Consider the following 20,747-nt stretch of genomic DNA (forward strand, 5'->3'; position numbering starts at 1 on the left):
CCTTTTATATAACCACTTCTTTGCATTGAATTTTCTTTTAGTAATTAATTTTATTTTATTACATACACCTATTTCACAACCTGTATATACCCGGTGTATGCTTCTGTATAAATGGTACTGTGCAGGTCGATGATGTAGAAGTAGGTACCGTCAGGCAATACTTCCCCGTTGCGGAAGTTGGTCGCATCCCACTCCTTGGGATACCCTGTGCTCTTCCACACCAGGTTCCCCCAGCGGTTGTAGATCAGGAACTCGGCATTGGGGAAGCTCTCGATGTTCTCAATCTCCCAGGTATCGTTCACTCCATCCCCGTTTACTGTTATTACATTGGGTACCTTGATCGGACGCTCCACAAACACCATTACTTCATCATCATCATGGCACTGGCCTGTGGCATCACGAACCGTTAAGATATACATGATTGTCTTATCAGCTGTTAACTTCGGAGTGGCTGAACTGGCATCATCAAGACCCGTATCCGGGCTCCAGCTGTAGATTACTCCCCCGCTGCCGTTCAGCGTTACCTGCTCTCCTTCTTTTACCGTGATATCTGAACCCGCATTGGCTACCGGCGTCTGGATTACGGTAAGCGGTACTTCCGTGGAGATCGTGCCGCACGCTGCATTGCTTTCCTCTATCGAATAAAGTCCGCTTTCAAAGGCTTTATAGATGCTTGTGGTTGCTCCGCTTATCGCTACGCCATCCTTATACCACTGCAGCGTATTTGGAGGCGTTGCACTTCCTACTACAGCGGTGAACTCAAACCCTTCCGGGCTGCAGATCGGAAGCGGTGTCTCATTGATCACCGGAGCCGGTGTAGCAAGGATCGCTGGTGCGATCTTATTGGAAGCGTGCGGGTTGGTACCCAGTGCGCAGCCAAGATTGGAAGTAAGTTCCACATACACCTTATCCCCGGCAGTTAAGCCTGTGCTGGTAAAGCTTGTATTGGTTGCCCCGCTTACTGCGGTGGCTACACCTGCCTGTGATTCGATGAACCACTGGTAGGTCGGATTGTTGCCACCGGCTGTGGTATTGCTTACCGTAAAGCGGACCGGTAAACCGGAACACTGTACCGCAGGCGCTCCCGTGATGCTTACCGAAGGCATGCTTGATACAACAATATTCAGGGCTACTTCATTGGAGATACCAGGACCGGCATTACAGCCGATTGAGGTCGTTACAACTACTTTTACTTTTTTGCCTGCATCGGATGCTGTGGTTGGGTTATAGCTGTATGTACTGCTGTTGGTGCCTACCGGTGCTCCGTCAAGTGTCCAGGCATACGTTAAGGTACCGGATCCCGTTGTGGTGGCCGTAAACACCATCGGCACTGAACCCTCGCATACCTGACCCGGATCGTTGATCTGGGCTGTTACTACTTCGGGGGTCGATACGGTGATGGTTACCATATTGCCGGTGACACTCCCGCATGTGCCGGACGTTTCCACGCGCTGGTAGTAGGTGGTTGCCGTTAATGCGCCCGGTGCATAGCCAGATGTGGTGGCTCCGCCAATATTGCTGAACGAACCGGCTGTGCCTGTGCTGCTGCTCTGCCACTGGTAGGTATAGCTGCCTGTACCGCCTGTTGGCGCGCTTACCTGGGTAAGCGCTGCCGGAACCAATCCTGAACAGATTATCTGATCATCCTGGATAACGCCGGCCACTAAAGCAGGGTTAACCGTGATGTCGATAATGTTGCTCATGGCTGTGTTGCATGGAGCCGGGATGCTTGTATAGGTTACAATTCTTCTGTAGGATACTTTGGTGCCTGTTTTGGCGCCGCTCGGTGTAAAGCCCGTACCGCTTACAGTGCCTGTGGCAGGGCCCCAGGCCCCGTTGTCAATGGATTCTTCCCACGTATAGGTCGGGGAAGTGCCTCCGCTGGCAGCGCTTGCTTCAGTAATCGCACCGGGAACGGTGTTGTTGCAGATCGTTAATAACGTTGTTGTGATTGTTCCCGCGCCAACTCCGGCATTTACCGTAACAGTGACCGCTGCGGACTGTGCCGGAGTGGTGCTCGCGCAGGTTGCATTGCTGGTCGCTCTTACATAAATGCTGTAGGTCTGAGGGCTTAACGCTGCTGTGGTCGTTAACGATGTTGTGCTGTACGGGTTCGCCGTGGTGGAACCTGCTCCCTGGCTGGTTTCTGAACCTGCCGCTCCGATGAACCACTCATAGGTTGGCGCTGGTGTGGAGCCTGAACCCGTTGCGCTAGCGGTAAACTGAACCGCATTACCTGAACAGATCGTGGTCTTATCTGCTGCGATGCTTACCGATAAGGTCGGTACAGGGGTAACCGTTACGGCTACCGGTGTGGAGACGGCCGGGGTTGCAGGCGCGCATGGCGCATTGCTTACCATTTCTACCGTAATGGAGTTTGGTGTGCCGATCGCTGTACCTGTGGTTGTCAGCGTTGAGCCCGACTGGCCTGTAATGACTGTGCCGTTATTTTTCCATACATAGGTAGGTGCGGCACCCCCTGCTGTCGGAACGGCTGTATAAATAATGGTCTCGGATGGACATAACGTGCTCTTGTTGGCTGATAACGATACCGACGGGGCAGGGATCGGTGTAACTGTCATCGTGATCACATTCGAATTGGCTATACCCGGAGCAACTACGCAGCCGGAGTTACTTACCATACGAACGCTTACTTCATCGCCGTTTCCAAGGTTGGAACGCGTGAACTCATCGGCCCCTGCTGCAGAGCTCGCTGCCCCCTGGCTTACAGGTGCCGCATCTGTGGTCTTTTTTATAAACCACTCATAGGTCGGTGCGGTACCTCCGTTGCCCGGACTCGCTGTAAAGGTTACGCTTGTGCCGGCGCAGATCGTACCGGTTGGTGCTGCTGTAAGCACTACTGTTGCCGCAGCACTGGCTACGATAGAGATCTTAACTACATTGGATTCTATATTCGCACATATGCCTTTTTTATCTATGCGTCTGTACCAGGTATCAACGGTTAACGCGGCCGGTGTATAATCTTTTAAGGTTGCACCTGAGATTGAACTGAATCCTGCAATGGCTGATGTTGTTGAATACTCCCACAGATATGTTGCCGTTGCTGTTGGTGATCCACCCGCTGCTACCGGTCCACCGATCTGAGCCGGAGTTTCTCCTGCACACACGGACTGATCTGCCGTAATAACAGCTGCTGTTACCGCAGGGTCAACGGTGATGGTAATAACGTTTGTAGGTATGCCTGCGCAGGCACCTGATGAGTCTATACGTCTGTAATACGTTGTTGCTGTCAAGGCACCAGGTGCATAACCTGTTGCTGTTGTGCTGTATGCTCCTATATCCGTCCATGGGCCTGTTGCTGAAGTAGCAGAACCCTGCCACTTGTAGTTTCTGGTTGCAGTACCACCTGTACTGGCTGTTCCGGTGAATGCTGTTGGTATGAAACCTGAACAGAGGGTCTCGTTGGTTGAGATCGTACCAGCTATGGTAGGCGATGTTACGGTAATTGTAACGATGTTCGTAACAGCCGTACAAAAGCCGGATGAATCTATTCTTCTGTAAGAAGTTGTTGTTGTCAGCGCTCCCGGTACAAAGCCAGTACCTGTTGTACTGTATGCCGCTACCTCTGTCCATGGTGCAGCTCCTGTAGCCGAGCTCTGCCATTTATAGTTTTTAACCGTCACTCCGCCGGTACTTACCGTTCCTGTTAATGCGGCAGGTGTTGCTCCTGAACAGATTGTCTGTGCCAGCGAGATTGTTCCCGCTGTAACTGTAGGCGTAACTGTAATTTTAATTGTATCTGCAGCAATTCCGGGGCATGCGCCGGATGAATCTATTCTTCTATAATACGTATCTGCAGTTAATGCACCCGGAGCAAAACCAGTACCGGTAGTACTGTACGCTGCTACTTGTGTCCATGGAGCTGTGCCTGTTGAAGAACGCTGCCATTTATAATTTTTAACCGGTACGCCGCCTGTACTTGCAGTACCTGTTAACGCTGCAGGTGTTGATCCTGCACAGATTGTCTGATCTGCTCCAATCGTACCAACGATAACTGCCGGGGTAACTGTAATTTTTATAACGTTTGATGGAAGCGATGTACAACCCCCTTTTAAATCAAGTCTTCTGTAATAGGCATCCGCAGTTAAACTACCTGGAGTGTAATCTTTAAGCGTTGCGCCGGTTACAGCTGTCCAGCCGGTTGTTCCGTTCGCTGACATTTCCCAGATGTAGCTTATTGTTCCTGTTGAAGAACCTCCTGCCAATGCTGCCCCCCCGATCTGTGCAGGTGCGGTACCCGTACAGATCGTTTGATCAGCCGTTATTACAGGTGTTGTTGGAGGTGTACAAGGCGGCGTTGTTGCTCCGCATATAATAACATATTGCGACTGAATATTTGTCACACCATATACACTGGCTTTACCAATGTTTGTGATAAAATCTGCACAGGTATTTACTGTTGCATCAAATGTGCGTACAATAACCGCATTGGCTAAAATCGGACCCGGAACAGTTGGCCATGTGATGGCAGAACCGGTTAATACACCTGTATGGGAAATATTTGTAATCGTATTCAACTGTGCAGGCACAGGGTCAGAAATGCTTAAATCAAATGCCGAATCAAAATGTGCCGTATAGGCGGAAAGTGCTTGCTGCGAACCGTTCCCGTATATACCTGCAAAGCCTGCACCCAGCTGAGTAATGCCTGAAATTACTTTTAACGGAGCCCCGCTGAAATCATTCACCCAGATGTATAATTTATCATCCAGTAATTGGGTTCTGATCTTGATCGCACTGGAGCTGCCTGGAAATGCCAGTCCCGTTAGTGAAACAAAAGGCGTTGCACTGCCATTTATATACACATAAAAAGCAATGTTATTATTTCCTCCGATATTGGGAGATACTTCAAGTCTGATATTTTGAGTTGGTGATTGGTACCGATACAGGAAAGATAAGTTACTGGAGTTTGTCGCTGCTATGGTAGCTTCCATCCAGCCATTCACACCATGTGCTTTCTTCGGACCAAACGAGTAGCCATTTGCTCCCGGAGCATTATTGCCGCCATTCTGATCCAGAGAAATAACCGTTCCGTTTAATTTAGGCATGGTAACACCTGTTCCCAATGTCTGCCAATCTGCTGCAGCCGTACTTGCTCCGGCCCACGATGCAGTTGATCCGTCTTTATTTGTAAAGGTTAATGTATAAGTAACAACATCACCAACAATTGCATTTGCTGTGTTAGCTGTTTTAACCAAAGACGTTTCAATAGGAGGCGTAGGAGGAACGGGATTACAGGTAAGTTTTAAATGTACTGCAGAAGAATCCGGAGAGTCTACATCCGACCAGATCCAGCCTGCATTGATAAATGTTTTTTCCGCGCAGGGAGATTTTGCAATCGTCTTATAGGACAAATTACCTTTTTCACCCGTAAGCATTACCGGTATGGACCACTTTACATAACCCGAGAATTTAGGATTTCCTGTTAACGGTGTATAGGTTGCCGTTACACCAACCGCATTGTCATCTGTAAATGCACTCCATGCCAATTCAATCGGAATAGAATCTGTTACGACAACATTATATGTTTCTCTTCCCGGTAACGGACCATTTCCTGCAATACGTCTCCAGGTATATCCATCAAATTCCTCAAACAATACTTTTGAAAAATTCTGAACGGGTCCGCCGCAGGCATCCTTGCTGTAGTTGTCTACCAAAACGGGAGCAAATCTGGGAACCGTTGCAGCATTTGTATACGAAGGAGTAACGGGGAAGAAATATTTTCCCTGACCATCCAGAGAGCCGCTGCTTGCTGCGGGATCAAAAGACCAGTCATCAGCTATTCGGGGTGCCAGTGTAGAAGATGGTTTGGATTCAAAACGGGTACGGGTAAAGCCGGGACCTGTAACCCCTTTATGAATTAAGTATTCGCTATCCAGTTTATCAAAGATGTGTGTGGATGGAGCAGAAAGCACGTTCGCAAACTGGGTTATTATCCGCTGGTTCCATGCACCATTTGCATCTGATCCCCATGGAATCCGCTGGTAGGTAAACTTTAACTGCTGATTAACCGGAAGCGTCAATGGATTGTATCCGTATTTATTTAAATCGTTTTGATTATCTACGTATGTATCCCAACCCGTTGGATTTGTCGCTGCATCGTATTTACCTATTGCGGCCGCATCATTCATAAAATACGACACTCTGTAATTTCCTAAATTGATGTACGCTTCCTGTGCTGTATGCCAGATTCTGTAAAACTGATAAAAGCCTGTACCACCGTCATAATTTGCATACGATAGTATTACACGGTCTCTTCCTCCATTTAACCATAAGTTAGACCCTGTTTTGTTTTCAAAATTCAACGTGAAGTTTACAATATCACCCGGGTTCATTACCGTTCTGTCTGTCGTTTTTTCAATCGCTAATACACGATCTTTCAACAGATCCACACAGTTACGCTCCATGGTATAGGAAGCATTATTGGGATATTCGTTGCTTGTCCATGCGGGTGCATTTGCAGAAGTCACCGTACTTGTAAGGCAAGCTACTGTAGCAGCAGCAAGTGGTTTTACTTTTACAACAAATGTTCTCACCCCTTTTGTTGCTGCTAAACCATTAGTCTTAAAACCAGCAACGGTACCGATAGACCAGGTAATTGTATTGCCTGAAACGATGCCTCCGGTTGCCGATACAATGGTATAATTCGGATCTACATTCGTTGTAATCGTTACTCCGGTTGCAGTTACAGCACCATAATTCCGATAGCTTACTTCATAATTTAATATGTCACCTTCATAGGCAAATGTTTTGTCTACACTCATATAAACCTTCATGTTTGCAGCTGCAACCATATCTTCCGGTGCATGCAGGTTCCCGGAAGCTGTAAGCATTCCTAAGGTTCTAAACCATCCATGGAAATATTTAGGAGTACTACCTATATAGCGCAAATAATCTGAAGGCATTTTTGCTAAACCGCTTTGGTCATCCCAGCTCAATTCGCATTGTCTGTATAATTCTGCTGTGAGATCCAGATCTCCTGAAGCTACGGCAGCCGACATGCCGCATCCCGCCATCCAGTTCACACCATAATTTGCCAATACCGTTCCGTTTGGAGCATATTGTTGTTTTATCTGAGCCACCCCTTTCCAATTGGGCTGTCCCGGATCCGGAGAAGCGCCAAGCTTGCTGCAAAACGCATTTGCCGAACTGCTTGGAAGTGCATTCGGGAATTTCAAAAATTCTTTATGGCGTACTGCCATATCATATTCGAAGGTATTTCCTGCAGCAGTTGTTTGGTGCGTAACAGGGTTCCATGTTGTTGTCGGGTTTCCGTGCCATACGTAGTTTAATATGGTACGCCACGCCATCCTGAAATCTTCTCCTGCAGAAAACGGCCCGAAGGTTGATGTAGCTCCGTCATCACTAAGCGTATAATTCCCTGCACTGGCAATCATTCCCTTATCATACATCTGCTTTATTGTCCAATCACCGGAGGCAGCACAGCGGTAACATTGATTGATCTCCCACGGGGTACCTCCGTTCGCAGCCAGAAACTTTGCAAATTCTTCAAAATATGCCGGTGCATTATAATCTACGTATTTGCTGTTCACCTGAATGGGATCGGGCTTCGTTTTAGCCCACGGATAAATTGTATTGGCTGCTGAATAGCGCCAGTTCGTAACTTCACCCCAGGTGTTGCCACTTTTAATATAGCCATCAACCCCAACAATTCCCGATAAATATCCTTTTCCCCCGGCTTGAGCTCCTAACGGACTTACAGAATAATACAAGGTATCAACCATTACCTTAATCATTTTTAAAGCTTCCTCATTATATGTATGAAGATTTCCGCAACCATCATTTATACCCAAACCGGGCCATTGCTTAGCTGCAATCAGTAATGCCATTGCAATATCTACATCGCCGTCACCAGCAGAGTTGATGCCTGTACTTGAAATATTGGTCGTTTCAACACAATCCCAGCCGGCAAAACCAGCACCATATGTATATGTAGGCCGCAACGGCGCACAATCATAATATTTCTTAACCGCACTTAAACGATTGTCGTGTACCCAGGCCCATAAACCATCAAACGTTGGTCTGTCAGCAAAATACGCAGCTGCCAGCATGGCATATCCATCCCCTTCTGAAACGAAGGTTCCATAATTCTGCGGAACGGTATTGTTGTTAAACTGCATGTATTGTACACCATTTAACACTTTCCCGGGAACTTTAAGCGCCCTGCGCATCATAATCTGGTATGCTTCACGCATTGCTTTTTCCATGTCCGCATGGGTTACCCCTACGGCGTTGTTAGCTGCCAGTGACTTGCCTTGCTCATATTCTAAAAATTGAGGAAAAGGAAATTGGGGATTATCAGTGTTTATCTGTACATGAATCGTATCACCTGGCCAGGTTTGCGCAAAAAGAGTTGAATGGAACCCAACCGTCACAACTAATAAAACAGAAAATACAATCCTGGTAAGATATGTAAAGTTGGATTTTTTAAAGCTTTTAAATATGCCGGTCATACTAAAATTTTAATTGTGCTGAATTTTTATATAAATTTATTTCAATTTCTTATTGTAATAATGATAAATTTCATTACCTAAATTACAACTTTATTTTAATAAATACGTTCAGGCGAACCAAAAGTAACTTGTGATTTTACGCTATTTTAAAAAAAACTTTCAAATAGGTTAATACCACATAAAAATTAAATTTTTATTGAAATAATACCCTTTATCAATTTTTAGGTTACTGATTTAATACCACTGTATATTTAGTTCTGCTACCACATCCTTAAGCGCATTTTGTCTAAGTTGAAAAATTTTTGACCGTATTTGAAAATTTTTTTCTACCAAAAACACAAACGTTTTATATAATTGTTTTAAAAGTAGTTTTATAACTTTTGCAATATTTCTTAAGAAAAACAGAAAGGAATTTATGCCTGAGCATGTATCCATTTTGGCTCTGCCTGCAATTGCTAAGCTCCCTCCTATATATTGCCCTATAATCCGGATTGGTATGTATGCATTCATAAAAGCTGTTTTGATTTTTTACAGTGGGTATTTTAAACCGAACCGGTTAAACAAAATATGATTAGTTAAGATCTCCAAAATATGATGTATTCAAAACGCCTGAATGATTGGCGTAAAAAACGAATTGTATAAAATTCAGAAAGCATAGTTATTTGTTATACATTAATCTAATTATAAATGTCTTGATGACAATAATATGTCCTATGAAGCCGTAATAACATATTTTTTAGGTGAAATTGCGCGGAAATTAGCGAACTCCAGAGAAATGATATGGTATATAATAAAAACAAATATGTTCATTACCAGAACATTATCGGTTTCTATGTATTATTCAGACTGGAACATTCCTTGAAATTGGAATTTGTATTCCTGATCCTGTTAAAATTAGATTTCTACGAAGCTGAAAATGCATTTATTTCAAATCTATAAAACCATATTTATAACATACTTTTAACTATTTAAAATACTAAAAATGAATAAACTAAAATTTAATAGGTTTTGTTAGAAACCGTATTTAATACATAAATTTTATATTTAGGTTTACACTTCAATTTTTATGATCATGGTGTAGAATATTTTAAAAACATAACATTGGAAATTGTTTAATGACCCCACGAAGATAACATAGGAGAAAGTTGAATTTCTTGGGCTGTTGGTGTCAGTTCTTTTTTGCAGCAAGCTGAAAGAATACTGTGGTGTGATGCACATGAGTTGCCCCTTGTTGGAATCACATACCCAATGTCGCAATACTAGTAATTGGCTTTTGGACAGAAAAACACAACACCTGGGTTATGGTATGCGAAAAGTGCTGAAGGTTCAGTAAAAAATTCTGCACGTAGATGCAATTTATCATATGGCAGCGATCTCTGTCAAAAGACAAACATGGTTGAAATTTGCTAGTCAAGGCATACCAAAAGGAGATTAAATAGAGTATCTGCTAACTTATGCTTCAGCGCTCTTAATCTTTATCATACCAACCAATATGATTCCTTCGTTTACTTGCAGGCAGATTATTATAAAATTGATCAACAATAGATTCATCCCAGGATGGTGTAATATTAATTACTTTCCCACCTTTAACTTCTAATACTAATTTATTTGCAATGCGAAGAGAAGCGTTGTATTTAAAATAAGACTTCAGGTAATCACGGATGCTTTTAAAAAATACAACATTTGTAACCTGATTATTTATATCATACAGCATCCAAATCGATAAAATAGCAAAACTATTTGCTGGATGTACATATATTTCTATAGTACCCTGATCAAAATCAATATTTGCTCTATGAGTTTCCTCATAAAGAGCATTTGCTATCATGTCTTTTTGCAATTCCATAATGTTAATTACTTATTGAAGTTCGATACTTGTATAACGATCCTTTCTAACAAAGTTACAGAAAAACTGGTTGGCCGAATAGAAGCTCAATATAATAGCTTATGATTAAAGAAAATTTGTCTTCAAAAGATTACTTCATTATATTCAATAAAAGAGATAAATTATTTATTTATGAAACATGTATGATATAGCCATTATTGGAGGAGGAATATCAGGATTTGCTACTGCTTTAAGACTACAAAATAAAGGTTTTAAAACAATTGTTTTTGAATCACATGGGCAATTAGGTGGATGTGCTGGCTTTTTTAGTGAAAAAGGTTTTTCATTTGATGTAGGGGCAACTACTTTAGTTGATTTTAGTAAAGGGGGAATTGGAGGTGATTTTTTTGAAGAGCTTAATTTTTCTTTACCTGAGGGGGAATATATTGATTATGTGTTATGGCTTCCGGATCGAAAAGTAACATTATATAGAGATGCTATTAAATGGAATAAAGAACGGTTAGAAAAAATCGGAACCACTAAAAATCACATAGAATTTTGGAATCTTATTGATAAAACAACTGAAGTCTTTTGGAGGGCTGCAAGAAAGAATATTCGTCTACCAATAAAAAACCTGAATGATATTATTTATGCTTTTAGAGTAATTGGTGCAAAAAATATTTATTTATTGAAATATCAAAATTACACGATGCTTGATATTTTAAAAAAATTTAAACTTGAAAATGATAAAGCCTTAAAGGGATTACTTTCAGTTCTTATTGAGGATACAGTTAATAGTACAATAGATAAAGCACCTTTCATTAATGCTTCTTTAGGTTGTTCAATAAGAGGTGCTGGATTAATGAGAGCAACAGGAGGAATGAAAGGGTTTTGGAATTATCTTTCAAAAATTTACTTAAGCAAAGATGGTGTAATTAAAAAAGCGCATAAAGTTTTAAGTCTATCAAAAGATCGTTCTGTCTGGACAATTAATACATCTAAAGGTTCCTTCTATGCAAAAAAAATAGTTAGCTCCTTACCAATTGATTTAACATACAACATCGCTCCTATCCATATAAAAAAAATATTAAATAAATATATGTTTCACAATAAAGAAGCTACAGGAGGGGCAATCGTCATTTTTTTAGGAGTGCCGGAATCTAATTTAGAAAATGAAATATTAACGCATCATCAAATTTTACTCAATTACGATTCACCATTAGGAAATGGAAATAATATGTTTATTTCCATTTCCTCAAAGGATGATACTTTGTCTGCCCCTCTTGGATATCGTTCTGTAATGATTTCTACCCATTGTGATATTAATGAATGGAAAAATTTATCTGAACATCAGTATCAGCTTAAAAAAGAAGAAATTGGCAAAAGATTATTAGGTTATGCTAAACGGGTCTATCCAAATTTAGTAGATAATGGAATCATCTATAAAATAGGTAGTCCACTAACTTATCAGAAGTTTACAAATAGAGTGAACGGAAGTGTTGGTGGTTTTAAACAAACATTAGAAAATTCGAATTTCAACTCTATTCCTCAAAATATAGGAGAAAAAGATTTATGGATTGTTGGCGATAATACCTGGCCCGGACTTGGGACAGTTGCCGGACTTATTGGAAGTAAAATTGTATCGAAACATATACTTGAAACTTTTTAAGTTTTTATTTACAGTATACCATTTAAATAATTAAATATACAAATCATCTATTCATAAATTCCCATACCATTTACATACCAATAATAATTTCCATACTTATCAATAAAATCACTTTCAAAAAATGCATTTCGTTCGAAATCATCAATTGTATATTGTTTGCCACTAACAATGTCTATAACAATACTAAAAAATCTTGAGTTTTTTTGTTCTTGTTTTGTTTGGCATTTTATAATTAAAACATTTTTGAAAAGTTTCATCATAACAATACCTATTTCATCATTTTTTAATTCTGCAACACTAATGTTTTTATATAATGACCCATCAGATACAGAATAGAAATGCATATTTAACGCTTTGGTTATACTATCATTCACTTCTGCTAAACATAAAAAAGGAATGCTTACTATCAATTCCTTTTGTTTCATTGGTAATGACCAAATATGAGATTTGTTTCGGATATCGTATCTAAATAGTGTTGGATTGTATATTGGAGGGTTATAATTTATGTGGTATAATAAGCCTAGCGAATCATGATAATAATGCACAGAAAAATATTTTGCTATGCCTTTCTGTTTATCAAATTGATTTGAAGAATCTAAGTGAACAATTTTTTTATTAGTTACATTTAGTAGTGATAAATAATTATCGCTATAGGATTCATTTTTTTTATTGCTACTCTGTAGAATAAAGGTATGATTGCTTTTTATTATCTGATCACCTTTATATGGATAAATACAATCGTCTGCGCTTCTTGCAGTATTAGAATAATTAATTTGATCTCTCGGTGTATTGATATTCATAGATCCTTCTGAAAAAAAGAGATATTCTAATGTTTTTAAATTAAAAAAATGATTGCCATTTATATCGGCTACAACAACATTATCCCCTACAATAATTAGATTAAAGGGGTATTTGATATCAAATTTAAAAGTATATGGTGTTGTTTTTCCCTTAGCTATATCATAAACATGAATTTCATTGTCTGGCCCTCTTCTATTAAAATATACTAAATGAGTCTTGTTATAATCAAATAAACTCCCTTCAGGTACATTATTATAAAATATAACACCTTTATCTTTAAGGAAAATTGAATCCGAAAGATATGCATATGTATATATATTTCGCCCCACTAAAGAGTTGTAATTTTTATCTACTAAAGCAATGTCTTCTTTCGTTAAAAATTGTTTTAGCCCACATTCAGTGAATATTTTGTGCAAAGTGTCTTTATATTCATTTTGTTTTTCAGTATAATTAATATTTCTGTTTTCCTGACTACAAGAATACAAAAACACTATAATACATATTATTCTTAAATAAATATTATTGCTGGATTTTATTGCTTTCATAAAATCTATTTACTTGAGAATTTGCATATAATACTTCTTCAACAAATTTATCATTACAGATTTTTACAAGTACTGCAGGAGTTCCAGGAGATGTATATACAGCTGTTGTTACACAATCACTTGTAACATAATTTACATTAAGCTTACCTCCAGATATAAGATATTTATTGTAAGGAGTTCTGTGATTAGATAAATTATAAGGGTTAGTAAATTGCTGATATGCATTCATATCATGTGTATTTGGCCAAAGCATAAACATTGGAATATTTATTCTTGCAACTTCTCCATATCTTGTATTAGCATCACTAACATCTGCTTCAATTACTGCAAAATTTGGAATAAATCTTGCAATAAAAACAGAGCCAGTTCCATACATACCTTCTTTTCGAGTTATATTTTTTAATGTTGTCAACTCTTCAGAATTCTTATAATTTGGATACACACCATATGCAACATCACCTTGTTCTTCTTTAATAAAACTTAAATCCCATAAATACGCAGCATTACCCTTTAGTATAACATGTCTATTTGGCCCATAAAACAAATCATTAAACCTATCCATCGCATAGTTTAAAATACCCATATTCAAATCTGACAAAATTGATTGGCCCATTCTTTCGCCCATATCTGTAATATTTGCACTTGTCGCACCGGATTCATATCCATCTCCTAAATCATCTACTAAATATGCAGCACCTTTCGCCCATCTTATTTCATGACCTAACTTTTCAGCTTTCCATTGAGCCCAAAGATAATAATCACTAACTTGGTGATATGGTCTTAAAACATTATGCCATTTTTGTAATGTAATATATTCCATTGCATTAATCCATCTCTGTGTTCGATTTATTCTATCAGATTTTAGCCAAGCGCCTGACCAAGTATCTGATCCAATAGGCTGAGCATTTGCACCAAGTACCTTTTTATAATCATCATATGTGGCATATTCACCTGCAGCAAATTTTCCGTTTGTAAAAGAACAAGGCGTTTGATAATTTATAACTTCGCTTAGGCTTATGGGTAAATAATTATTTATCTGAGCTATTACTTTAACAGAACCGTTTTTATACTCACTTTCAGTCTTTCTTGTTCCTCTTATTGTATATTCAGTTTTATAAAGAGCCACATTGCATCTACCAATATAATTAGCAAGATAAAGAGTGCTACCAAGGTCATTAAGCTCAAAACTATAATCAATTTGCAATGACACACCATCATCGTAATAATTATTTGTTACTACATCATCTACTACCTGATAATATCCTAAAAATTTACCATTCTGAATTTTTGCTCTAAACTCATCAACTTTTACATCATTTTTTAAAACATACCAACCATATACAACACCATTGGGAAATGTTCCATTTTCAATCATACTAATTGGAACATTTAACTTATAATTTCCTCCCCAAAGATCTGTTTTAATTTTAAATGGAATTCCACCGGGATTAAAGAAAAATGGATCTCTCACCAGTTGCGCATCCCGATCTCTCTTCAGAATCCCCCACACATGGCCTGGTGCGTGTATAATGTCCCACTGGAATTTCCAGAGTTGATTACCTGCGGCATAGTCCATTAAGTTAGTTGTATTATTTCTGCTGGTTTCACGCAAATAAATGGCATTGAAAGTATGTTCCATGTGATAAGCTCCATGCCCGAGTTCATGCGCCATCGTACGTTTTAAGCCCTCATCCTGTCCTGAGCCTGAAGCAGGGAAGCTGCCTGAATATAAGAATCCGAATTGCTCCTCTGCCGGCATTTTACCTAATAAATTAGATGTTCCATCTTTTATTGAAGAGGGTTCGTAGACTGCCATAAAATAAGCAGCGGTGGAATCTATATTAGCAGCACCGCCTTTAAATGCTACATACGCCTGAACAATAGCTTTTTCTTTTCCCTGATAATCGTTGCTTAGCAGACCGCTTGCACTTGATTGTACGGTTAAATTGCCGTCGGTTGACCAGGCTGTATTTGTGCGGAAGGTGTTATCCAGTGTTACATGATAGGTAATACCTACCTTTTGATAGGTTTGATTCAGATACGTTTCATACGTTGCAGGATTAAACGTTTGATTTCCTTTTACGGGAACAATGACAACATTTTTAACCTGCGGTGCATAACTTGGCAACAACAATTTACCGATGGCTTTTTTGCTATCTCCATCTACATACCAGGCATAGATGTACTGCCCGTCTGAGGCCGGACCACCCGCTACGTTTAGCGTAAAGCTATTGCCGGTTGCCGTTCCTTTTTCATATACAAACCCTTTTCCGTTTGTAAATACAACTTTTGCCGGATCTGCGCTGCTTCCGCTTACCGTTGCCGTTACTTTATCCAGCGCGCCCGGTGTTATAAACTTAGCCGGCACATAATAACTCGTGCCGATTTTTTCGTATTCCCGGTCAATCTGTGTGGACACACTATATGCCGTTTCACGTTTATCAAAATCATACACAGCCCCTGCAGCCTCTTCATAGGTAACAATCTGTGCAGAGAGATCTAAGGTTGTATCTTTTGCGAACGCTGTATTATATACCCCCAGATAAGTTACAACCCCGGCAGGCGACACCTGGAATACCTGGCCATCGCTATCCTTTATCAATACCGGGACTGACGTGACCGGAACGGTGCGCCCATCAATCGTAACAGAATTTGTACCTACTGTGGCTGTCCGGGTAGTTTTGGAAATTTTAGCACCTGCTTCCGTTTCACCCAAGCCTCCGGTCTTAACATTTCCTACACCTTCACCACCCTGAAAATAATCGATGCCATCCTGTGTGGCTGCCTGCGCATCATCTATACCTGTTTGTATCTGATTTAACACTTCGTTTGCCTGGTCAATTACTTCTTCGGCTTTCGCCATAATTGCCTTGATAGAATCCCTTATTTTTATTGGTATGATGCTGGCATTCATACTGTCTATATTGATCGTTCCATCATATACACAGCTGTTGGGTTTGCCGTTTATTTTTACATTATTAAAACTCACATGCATGTTTACAAAATCACCCAGACCAGGCACGGGCATTTCCATATGGCCCAGACCGGAATAAAGACCCATCGATGGATTTGATGTAGCAGTAGTTATACTATCTACCACAACAAGGTAATCCGCGCAATAAATGGTATCCGTTACCTTTAAGGATTGTAATTTTGTTGCCGGATTTTTATCACACACATTTCCGCTTCCGCAGGCTCCCGTACTTTTTGTATCGGGCATGGTGGAAACAACTAACGGCGCATTAAAGAGTGCATTATTTTGTCCGCATATTTTCTGAATACGGAAAATGTATTTTGTGCCGGCTTTTAAATTCTGAAACGTATATTTAAATGTATCCGGCAGCACTAAATTGTTTTGCTTTAAGCTGTCAATATTTGTAAATGCCTGTGTATACTCCGTTGCAATCGGTTGTGCCTCTTCTCTGTATTTAATGATGTAACCCGTGTTGGTTGAATCATAATCCCAGGCAACCTGAATATTGCCGGTGGTTTTGTTAAGCGTTTTAAAATAGGCTATTGTATCGCAATTCCTGTTACGCGCAACGGTTAGATCAAGTAACGCTGTATCTGAATAGATACTGAACAGTCCGTTGCATTTAACACGTACCAGCAATTGATATTGTGCATTGGCCTGCAATGGTTTCAGTGTTGTACTGATTGCTGTTGTATTGAACGTTGTAAAAAGACCGGTTGTTCCTTTTACCCGATAGCTCAGTTCATAGCTTTCGGCACCGGAAATTTTATCCCATTCTACGCGGGCAGATACGGAGTCGCGTGCTTCTGCACGGATGTCTACCGGAGGAAAACAATTCGCTGTTTGCGGATCGATGGCTACTTGTGCTGATGCAGAAAGAATCCGGAACATACCTACTGGTGTTACCTTTGTTTTATTTCCGCATTGATAGGTAATCTGGTAGCTATATACCTGATCGTTGTAAATATGTCGGCCGGACACCCCTGTACCTGCGCTTGTTGTTATTGCACTCAGGGTATAGGTAACGGTGCTTGAATCTTTGTGCCAGTATGTGATACCTGATCCTGTATGTGCACCGGCAACGGTGTTCCATTGCAGGCTTGCAGTATCTCCTTTAATCCGGTTTGCAGTCAATTGAAACGGCAGGGGTATCGGGCACGGTCCTACAATACCGGTCTCATCAAAAGCAAAGGAATTTTCTGCACCTGCCGACTGTTCGGTACCACAAAGTGCATCCAGGTGTATGGTGTAGCCGCCTGATGTAAGCAGCGGAAGGCTGCACTGCACATCCGCAGCGTTTAGTCCAAGTGTTTTATACGGATCACTGCTGCCTGTTATTTTATAATATAGTTTTAAGCTGTCAACACTTTTTGCCTGCGGCCAGCTCAATACGGTTGCATTGCCGCTTGTATTGACTGTAAGCGGAGAAGGCGGTACACAGGTTGGTGTTGCTAACGTAAAGTTTTCACCTTGTACCGGCAGCAGCCAATTGTTGCACCGGGCTCTTACATTGTATTCATACGAAACACCTGTTTCAAGTACGGTGTTATCAAGCGTAATGGTATTTTCAAGTGTACTGACCGGAATCCAGCCTGTGTTTGAACCTACCTTACGGTAATTGAATTCGTATTCCTTATATTCTGAAGAGATTCCGCTGTTCCAGTTAAATTTTACAGAATTCCCCATAACAAGAGGTGTTCCAAGGGTTATCTGCTCGCAGTGTTCTTTAACAGAAAACGTAAATACTTCTGAGTATCCCTGGTTTTTAAATCTGCTGGTTGATTTCTGCCCGTTTACTGTTTCATATGCCTGCACTTGCCAGGCATATACGGCACCTGGTTCCAGCTTAAGATCAGCGGGAGAATAACTGAATGCAGGAAAGTCTAAATTGTTTACATCAATATTTCCTGTTGCTCCGGCAAGGCTCGTATTTACGGCATCATACGGATTACGATCTACCGGAATAACGCGTATCATGCGGTAACGGTATTGTATCCGCTGGTTTGGCGAATAAACAATGTGCCGCGGAGTCCAGTTAAAGAAAATATTCTGGTTGGTCGTCTGCAGATCAAATTCCTGCTTATTCATTGGTGCATTTAACAGGGGCGGGTCATAACGCACGACATTGAAAATAGTGAAATCTGTACGGATGTTTGATACAGGTACGAGTGTCGGTAAAAGCGTTACATCAAATGCCTGCAGTGCCAGGTTATATGAGCCTTCCGGCAGTGAGTTGGGTTCATTACCCTGTGAAGAAGCAACAACTTTTAAATCAGTGAGTGCGAATAGACGTGCCAGTTCATTTGCATTTAAAAAATATACCTGTCCGCCGTCAAGCGTTACATTAATACCATAAAGACTGGTGTATGAAATATTGGTACTTGTTAATTGAATACGAATATTGATCGTATAATTTTGTTTCGTCATATCAGCCAGATAAACACGGATGCTTGTGTTTGCAGGGTCTGCATAGTCGCTCAAAAAGGTAGAAGGAAAAGAAACGGATGGCTGAATCTGCACCGGGTATTGCTGCTGTGCAAACAGGTATTGAACAGGTGTACTGATAATACTCATGCATACCAACACTAAAAATAAAATCCGCATACTTAATTTATTCGTACTCATTGAAATAGTCATTTCGTATAATGTCTGATTAAATTAATGGTTTAGAAGCTGTAGCTGTAAGAAAGCGAGCCCATAAACTCATTAAAATTTGTATTGTATCTTCCGGTAGCAGAATCAGCTATTTTTGTTCTGCCTGTGTAACGCAGGCTGGCATTGAACGACTGATGTTTGCCTAATCTGTAAGAATAGCTGTTGGTTACAGAAAACAGATACGCTACCAGGGTATTGTTATCGTAATTCTGATTCATATTAATGCCCAGATTTGAACGCAGTTTTTTCTTCCAGATCGGTGCACCGCCTGTAATGCCTAAACCAACATACATATTGGTATTATCTTCAAACCTGGATTGATTTCCGTTCATGCTGATGCCAAAGCTTATGCCGGATGTTTTCCATGCCTGGTTGTAAGCAATGGTTGCATTCAGCATGCTGTTTTTACGATTGGCCGAAGCCTGTTTGCTTGACGCACTCATTTGCGAACTGGACAACTGAATCATTTTTGTAACCCTGTCACTTTCCAGTAATTTATAGCCTACAGAACCGGAGATGGTCTGAGATACCTGTGTATAGTTGAGTGTATCGTATCGCGCATTGGGCAGATATTGCAGATCAATGGGTTTAATATTTACATAACTGTAAAAGTTGGAATACGACAGGTTAATGTTTAAGCGTTTTGTCGGGTTCATACCCAGCGATACGGAACCAACGGTACGTTTCATAGAAGATGATTTTGTTTTATTCAAATCATCGTGCTGCAACCCGATGTTACCGGATAGTTTAATTTTATCCTTTAATAAAGCTGTTGCTGCATTCACGGTTACGTTCTCTAAATCGTTATTGAAATAATAGGCACCAAGCGTTCTGTACTCCGGATCTATACGCTCGTAGCCTGCACCCAGCGAAAACAGCTTAAATGTATAGGTACCATTGAATTTCATTGCATTGTATGTAACCGTGCTTTGATTTCCTTTAATATAAAACAGCGCTGCAAACGGACTGTTTGATTGCTCCGGTAATTGCTGTGCCGTAATATCTTTTGTCCATTCGGAGCGTGCAAGATCACCCGTAAGTGCGAATTTTTTACCTACTGATTTTTTAAATGAAATTCCCCAGACAACATTTTCCTGGGCCTGTAAACCTAATCGCGGAGGAACTGAATCAATTGAATTGATGATATCTTTCGCATAAAAATTTGACAGCGAAATTTCATCTCCTTTATTCCGATACGATAATTTTATACCTGCACCCATGCGTTTATAAGCAGGCAATACATTTACATTGTTGCTGTCATATTGAACTCCTTTCAGCAAACGCCCGGACATGATCACAACACCAAATTTATCGCCGTTATATTCAAAACCGCCACCCAGAAAATTGTGTCCGTTTAAGGTATATGGTGAAAAAGTCAAATTACGGTAACCTATATGTGCTTTGAATTTTTTATAGGAAGGGCTGGCGCCAATAATATTAAATGGCTGTCTGTATGAAAAGTTCTGATTGGAATAGGCAAATGAAAGTGGAACAGCAACACCAAAAGCATTGATATTCAAATTTCCGGAAAGTACGTAGGAGTAAGGGTTCAAACGGTTTGAAATACCGGAAGCGGTATAAAAGTTGTTCGCGAAAGATATTCCGCCATTTACTTTTACTCCCTTTTTTATACCTAAACTTTCTAACTGTTGTGCCTGCAGCACAACAGTTAGAAGTATAAAACAAACACTTAAAATATTTTTCATTTGATTCAATTAGCAACGGGCTTCGGGTAAATGCCTGTTCTGAAAATGTTTCGTTCGGATGTATTTTATTCTATTATTAT

Annotated in this window: 7 protein-coding genes; 2 read left to right on the forward strand and 5 right to left on the reverse strand. The window is 40.4% G+C overall.

Annotated features, from left to right (window positions below; all coding sequences use genetic code 11):
* Nucleotides 1-68 precede the first annotated feature (68 nt).
* Nucleotides 69-8,492: a glycosyl hydrolase family 8 gene (locus tag CHU_RS16725; protein WP_011586782.1), complete on the reverse strand. Its 8,424-nt coding sequence runs from the start codon at nt 8,490-8,492 to the stop codon at nt 69-71.
* A 780-nt stretch (nt 8,493-9,272) separates the two neighbouring features.
* On the opposite strand from CHU_RS16725, the gene CHU_RS19630 reads away from it, so the two are divergent.
* Nucleotides 9,273-9,431 carry a hypothetical protein gene (locus CHU_RS19630; protein ID WP_011586785.1) on the forward strand — a complete coding sequence of 53 codons (159 nt, stop codon included), beginning with the start codon at nt 9,273-9,275 and terminating at the stop codon, nt 9,429-9,431.
* 529 nt (nt 9,432-9,960) lie between these two features.
* Here CHU_RS19630 and CHU_RS16735 read toward each other — a convergent pair.
* Nucleotides 9,961-10,338 carry a hypothetical protein gene (locus CHU_RS16735; protein WP_011586786.1) on the reverse strand — a complete coding sequence of 126 codons (378 nt, stop codon included), beginning with the start codon at nt 10,336-10,338 and terminating at the stop codon, nt 9,961-9,963.
* Between the two features lie 178 nt (nt 10,339-10,516).
* Between CHU_RS16735 and CHU_RS16740 the strand changes: the two genes are divergently transcribed.
* Nucleotides 10,517-11,986 carry a phytoene desaturase family protein gene (locus CHU_RS16740; protein WP_011586787.1) on the forward strand — a complete coding sequence of 490 codons (1,470 nt, stop codon included), beginning with the start codon at nt 10,517-10,519 and terminating at the stop codon, nt 11,984-11,986.
* Nucleotides 11,987-12,033: 47 nt separating this feature from the next.
* Here CHU_RS16740 and CHU_RS16745 read toward each other — a convergent pair whose 3' ends face one another.
* From CHU_RS16745 to CHU_RS16755, 3 genes are read right to left on the reverse strand one after another with little or no spacing between them, the layout of a single operon-like run.
* The gene (locus CHU_RS16745; protein ID WP_011586788.1) at nt 12,034-13,332 is read right to left on the reverse strand and encodes a hypothetical protein; all 1,299 of its coding nucleotides are present in this window, start codon (nt 13,330-13,332) and stop codon (nt 12,034-12,036) included.
* Nucleotides 13,307-18,931, reverse strand: a complete 5,625-nt coding sequence (locus CHU_RS16750) for a fibronectin type III domain-containing protein (protein WP_041932469.1) — start codon at nt 18,929-18,931, stop codon at nt 13,307-13,309. The genes CHU_RS16745 and CHU_RS16750 overlap by 26 nt, the downstream gene beginning before the upstream one ends.
* Nucleotides 18,932-18,972: 41 nt before the next feature.
* Nucleotides 18,973-20,667 (reverse strand): hypothetical protein, encoded by a 1,695-nt coding sequence (locus CHU_RS16755; protein WP_011586790.1) that lies wholly within the window; start codon nt 20,665-20,667, stop codon nt 18,973-18,975.
* Between the last annotated feature and the right edge of the window lie 80 nt (nt 20,668-20,747).

It is taken from the genome of Cytophaga hutchinsonii ATCC 33406 (genome assembly GCF_000014145.1).
GTDB classification, from domain to species: domain Bacteria; phylum Bacteroidota; class Bacteroidia; order Cytophagales; family Cytophagaceae; genus Cytophaga; species Cytophaga hutchinsonii.

Excerpts from the sequence above, each read along its gene's own strand:
- CHU_RS16725 (WP_011586782.1), bottom strand. The coding sequence starts at position 8,492 with ATGACCGGCATATTTAAAAGCTTTAAAAAATCCAACTTTACATATCTT.
- CHU_RS19630 (WP_011586785.1), top strand. The coding sequence starts at position 9,273 with ATGGTATATAATAAAAACAAATATGTTCATTACCAGAACATTATCGGT.
- CHU_RS16735 (WP_011586786.1), bottom strand. The coding sequence starts at position 10,338 with ATGGAATTGCAAAAAGACATGATAGCAAATGCTCTTTATGAGGAAACT.
- CHU_RS16740 (WP_011586787.1), top strand. The coding sequence starts at position 10,517 with ATGTATGATATAGCCATTATTGGAGGAGGAATATCAGGATTTGCTACT.
- CHU_RS16745 (WP_011586788.1), bottom strand. The coding sequence starts at position 13,332 with ATGAAAGCAATAAAATCCAGCAATAATATTTATTTAAGAATAATATGT.
- CHU_RS16750 (WP_041932469.1), bottom strand. The coding sequence starts at position 18,931 with ATGAGTACGAATAAATTAAGTATGCGGATTTTATTTTTAGTGTTGGTA.
- CHU_RS16755 (WP_011586790.1), bottom strand. The coding sequence starts at position 20,667 with ATGAAAAATATTTTAAGTGTTTGTTTTATACTTCTAACTGTTGTGCTG.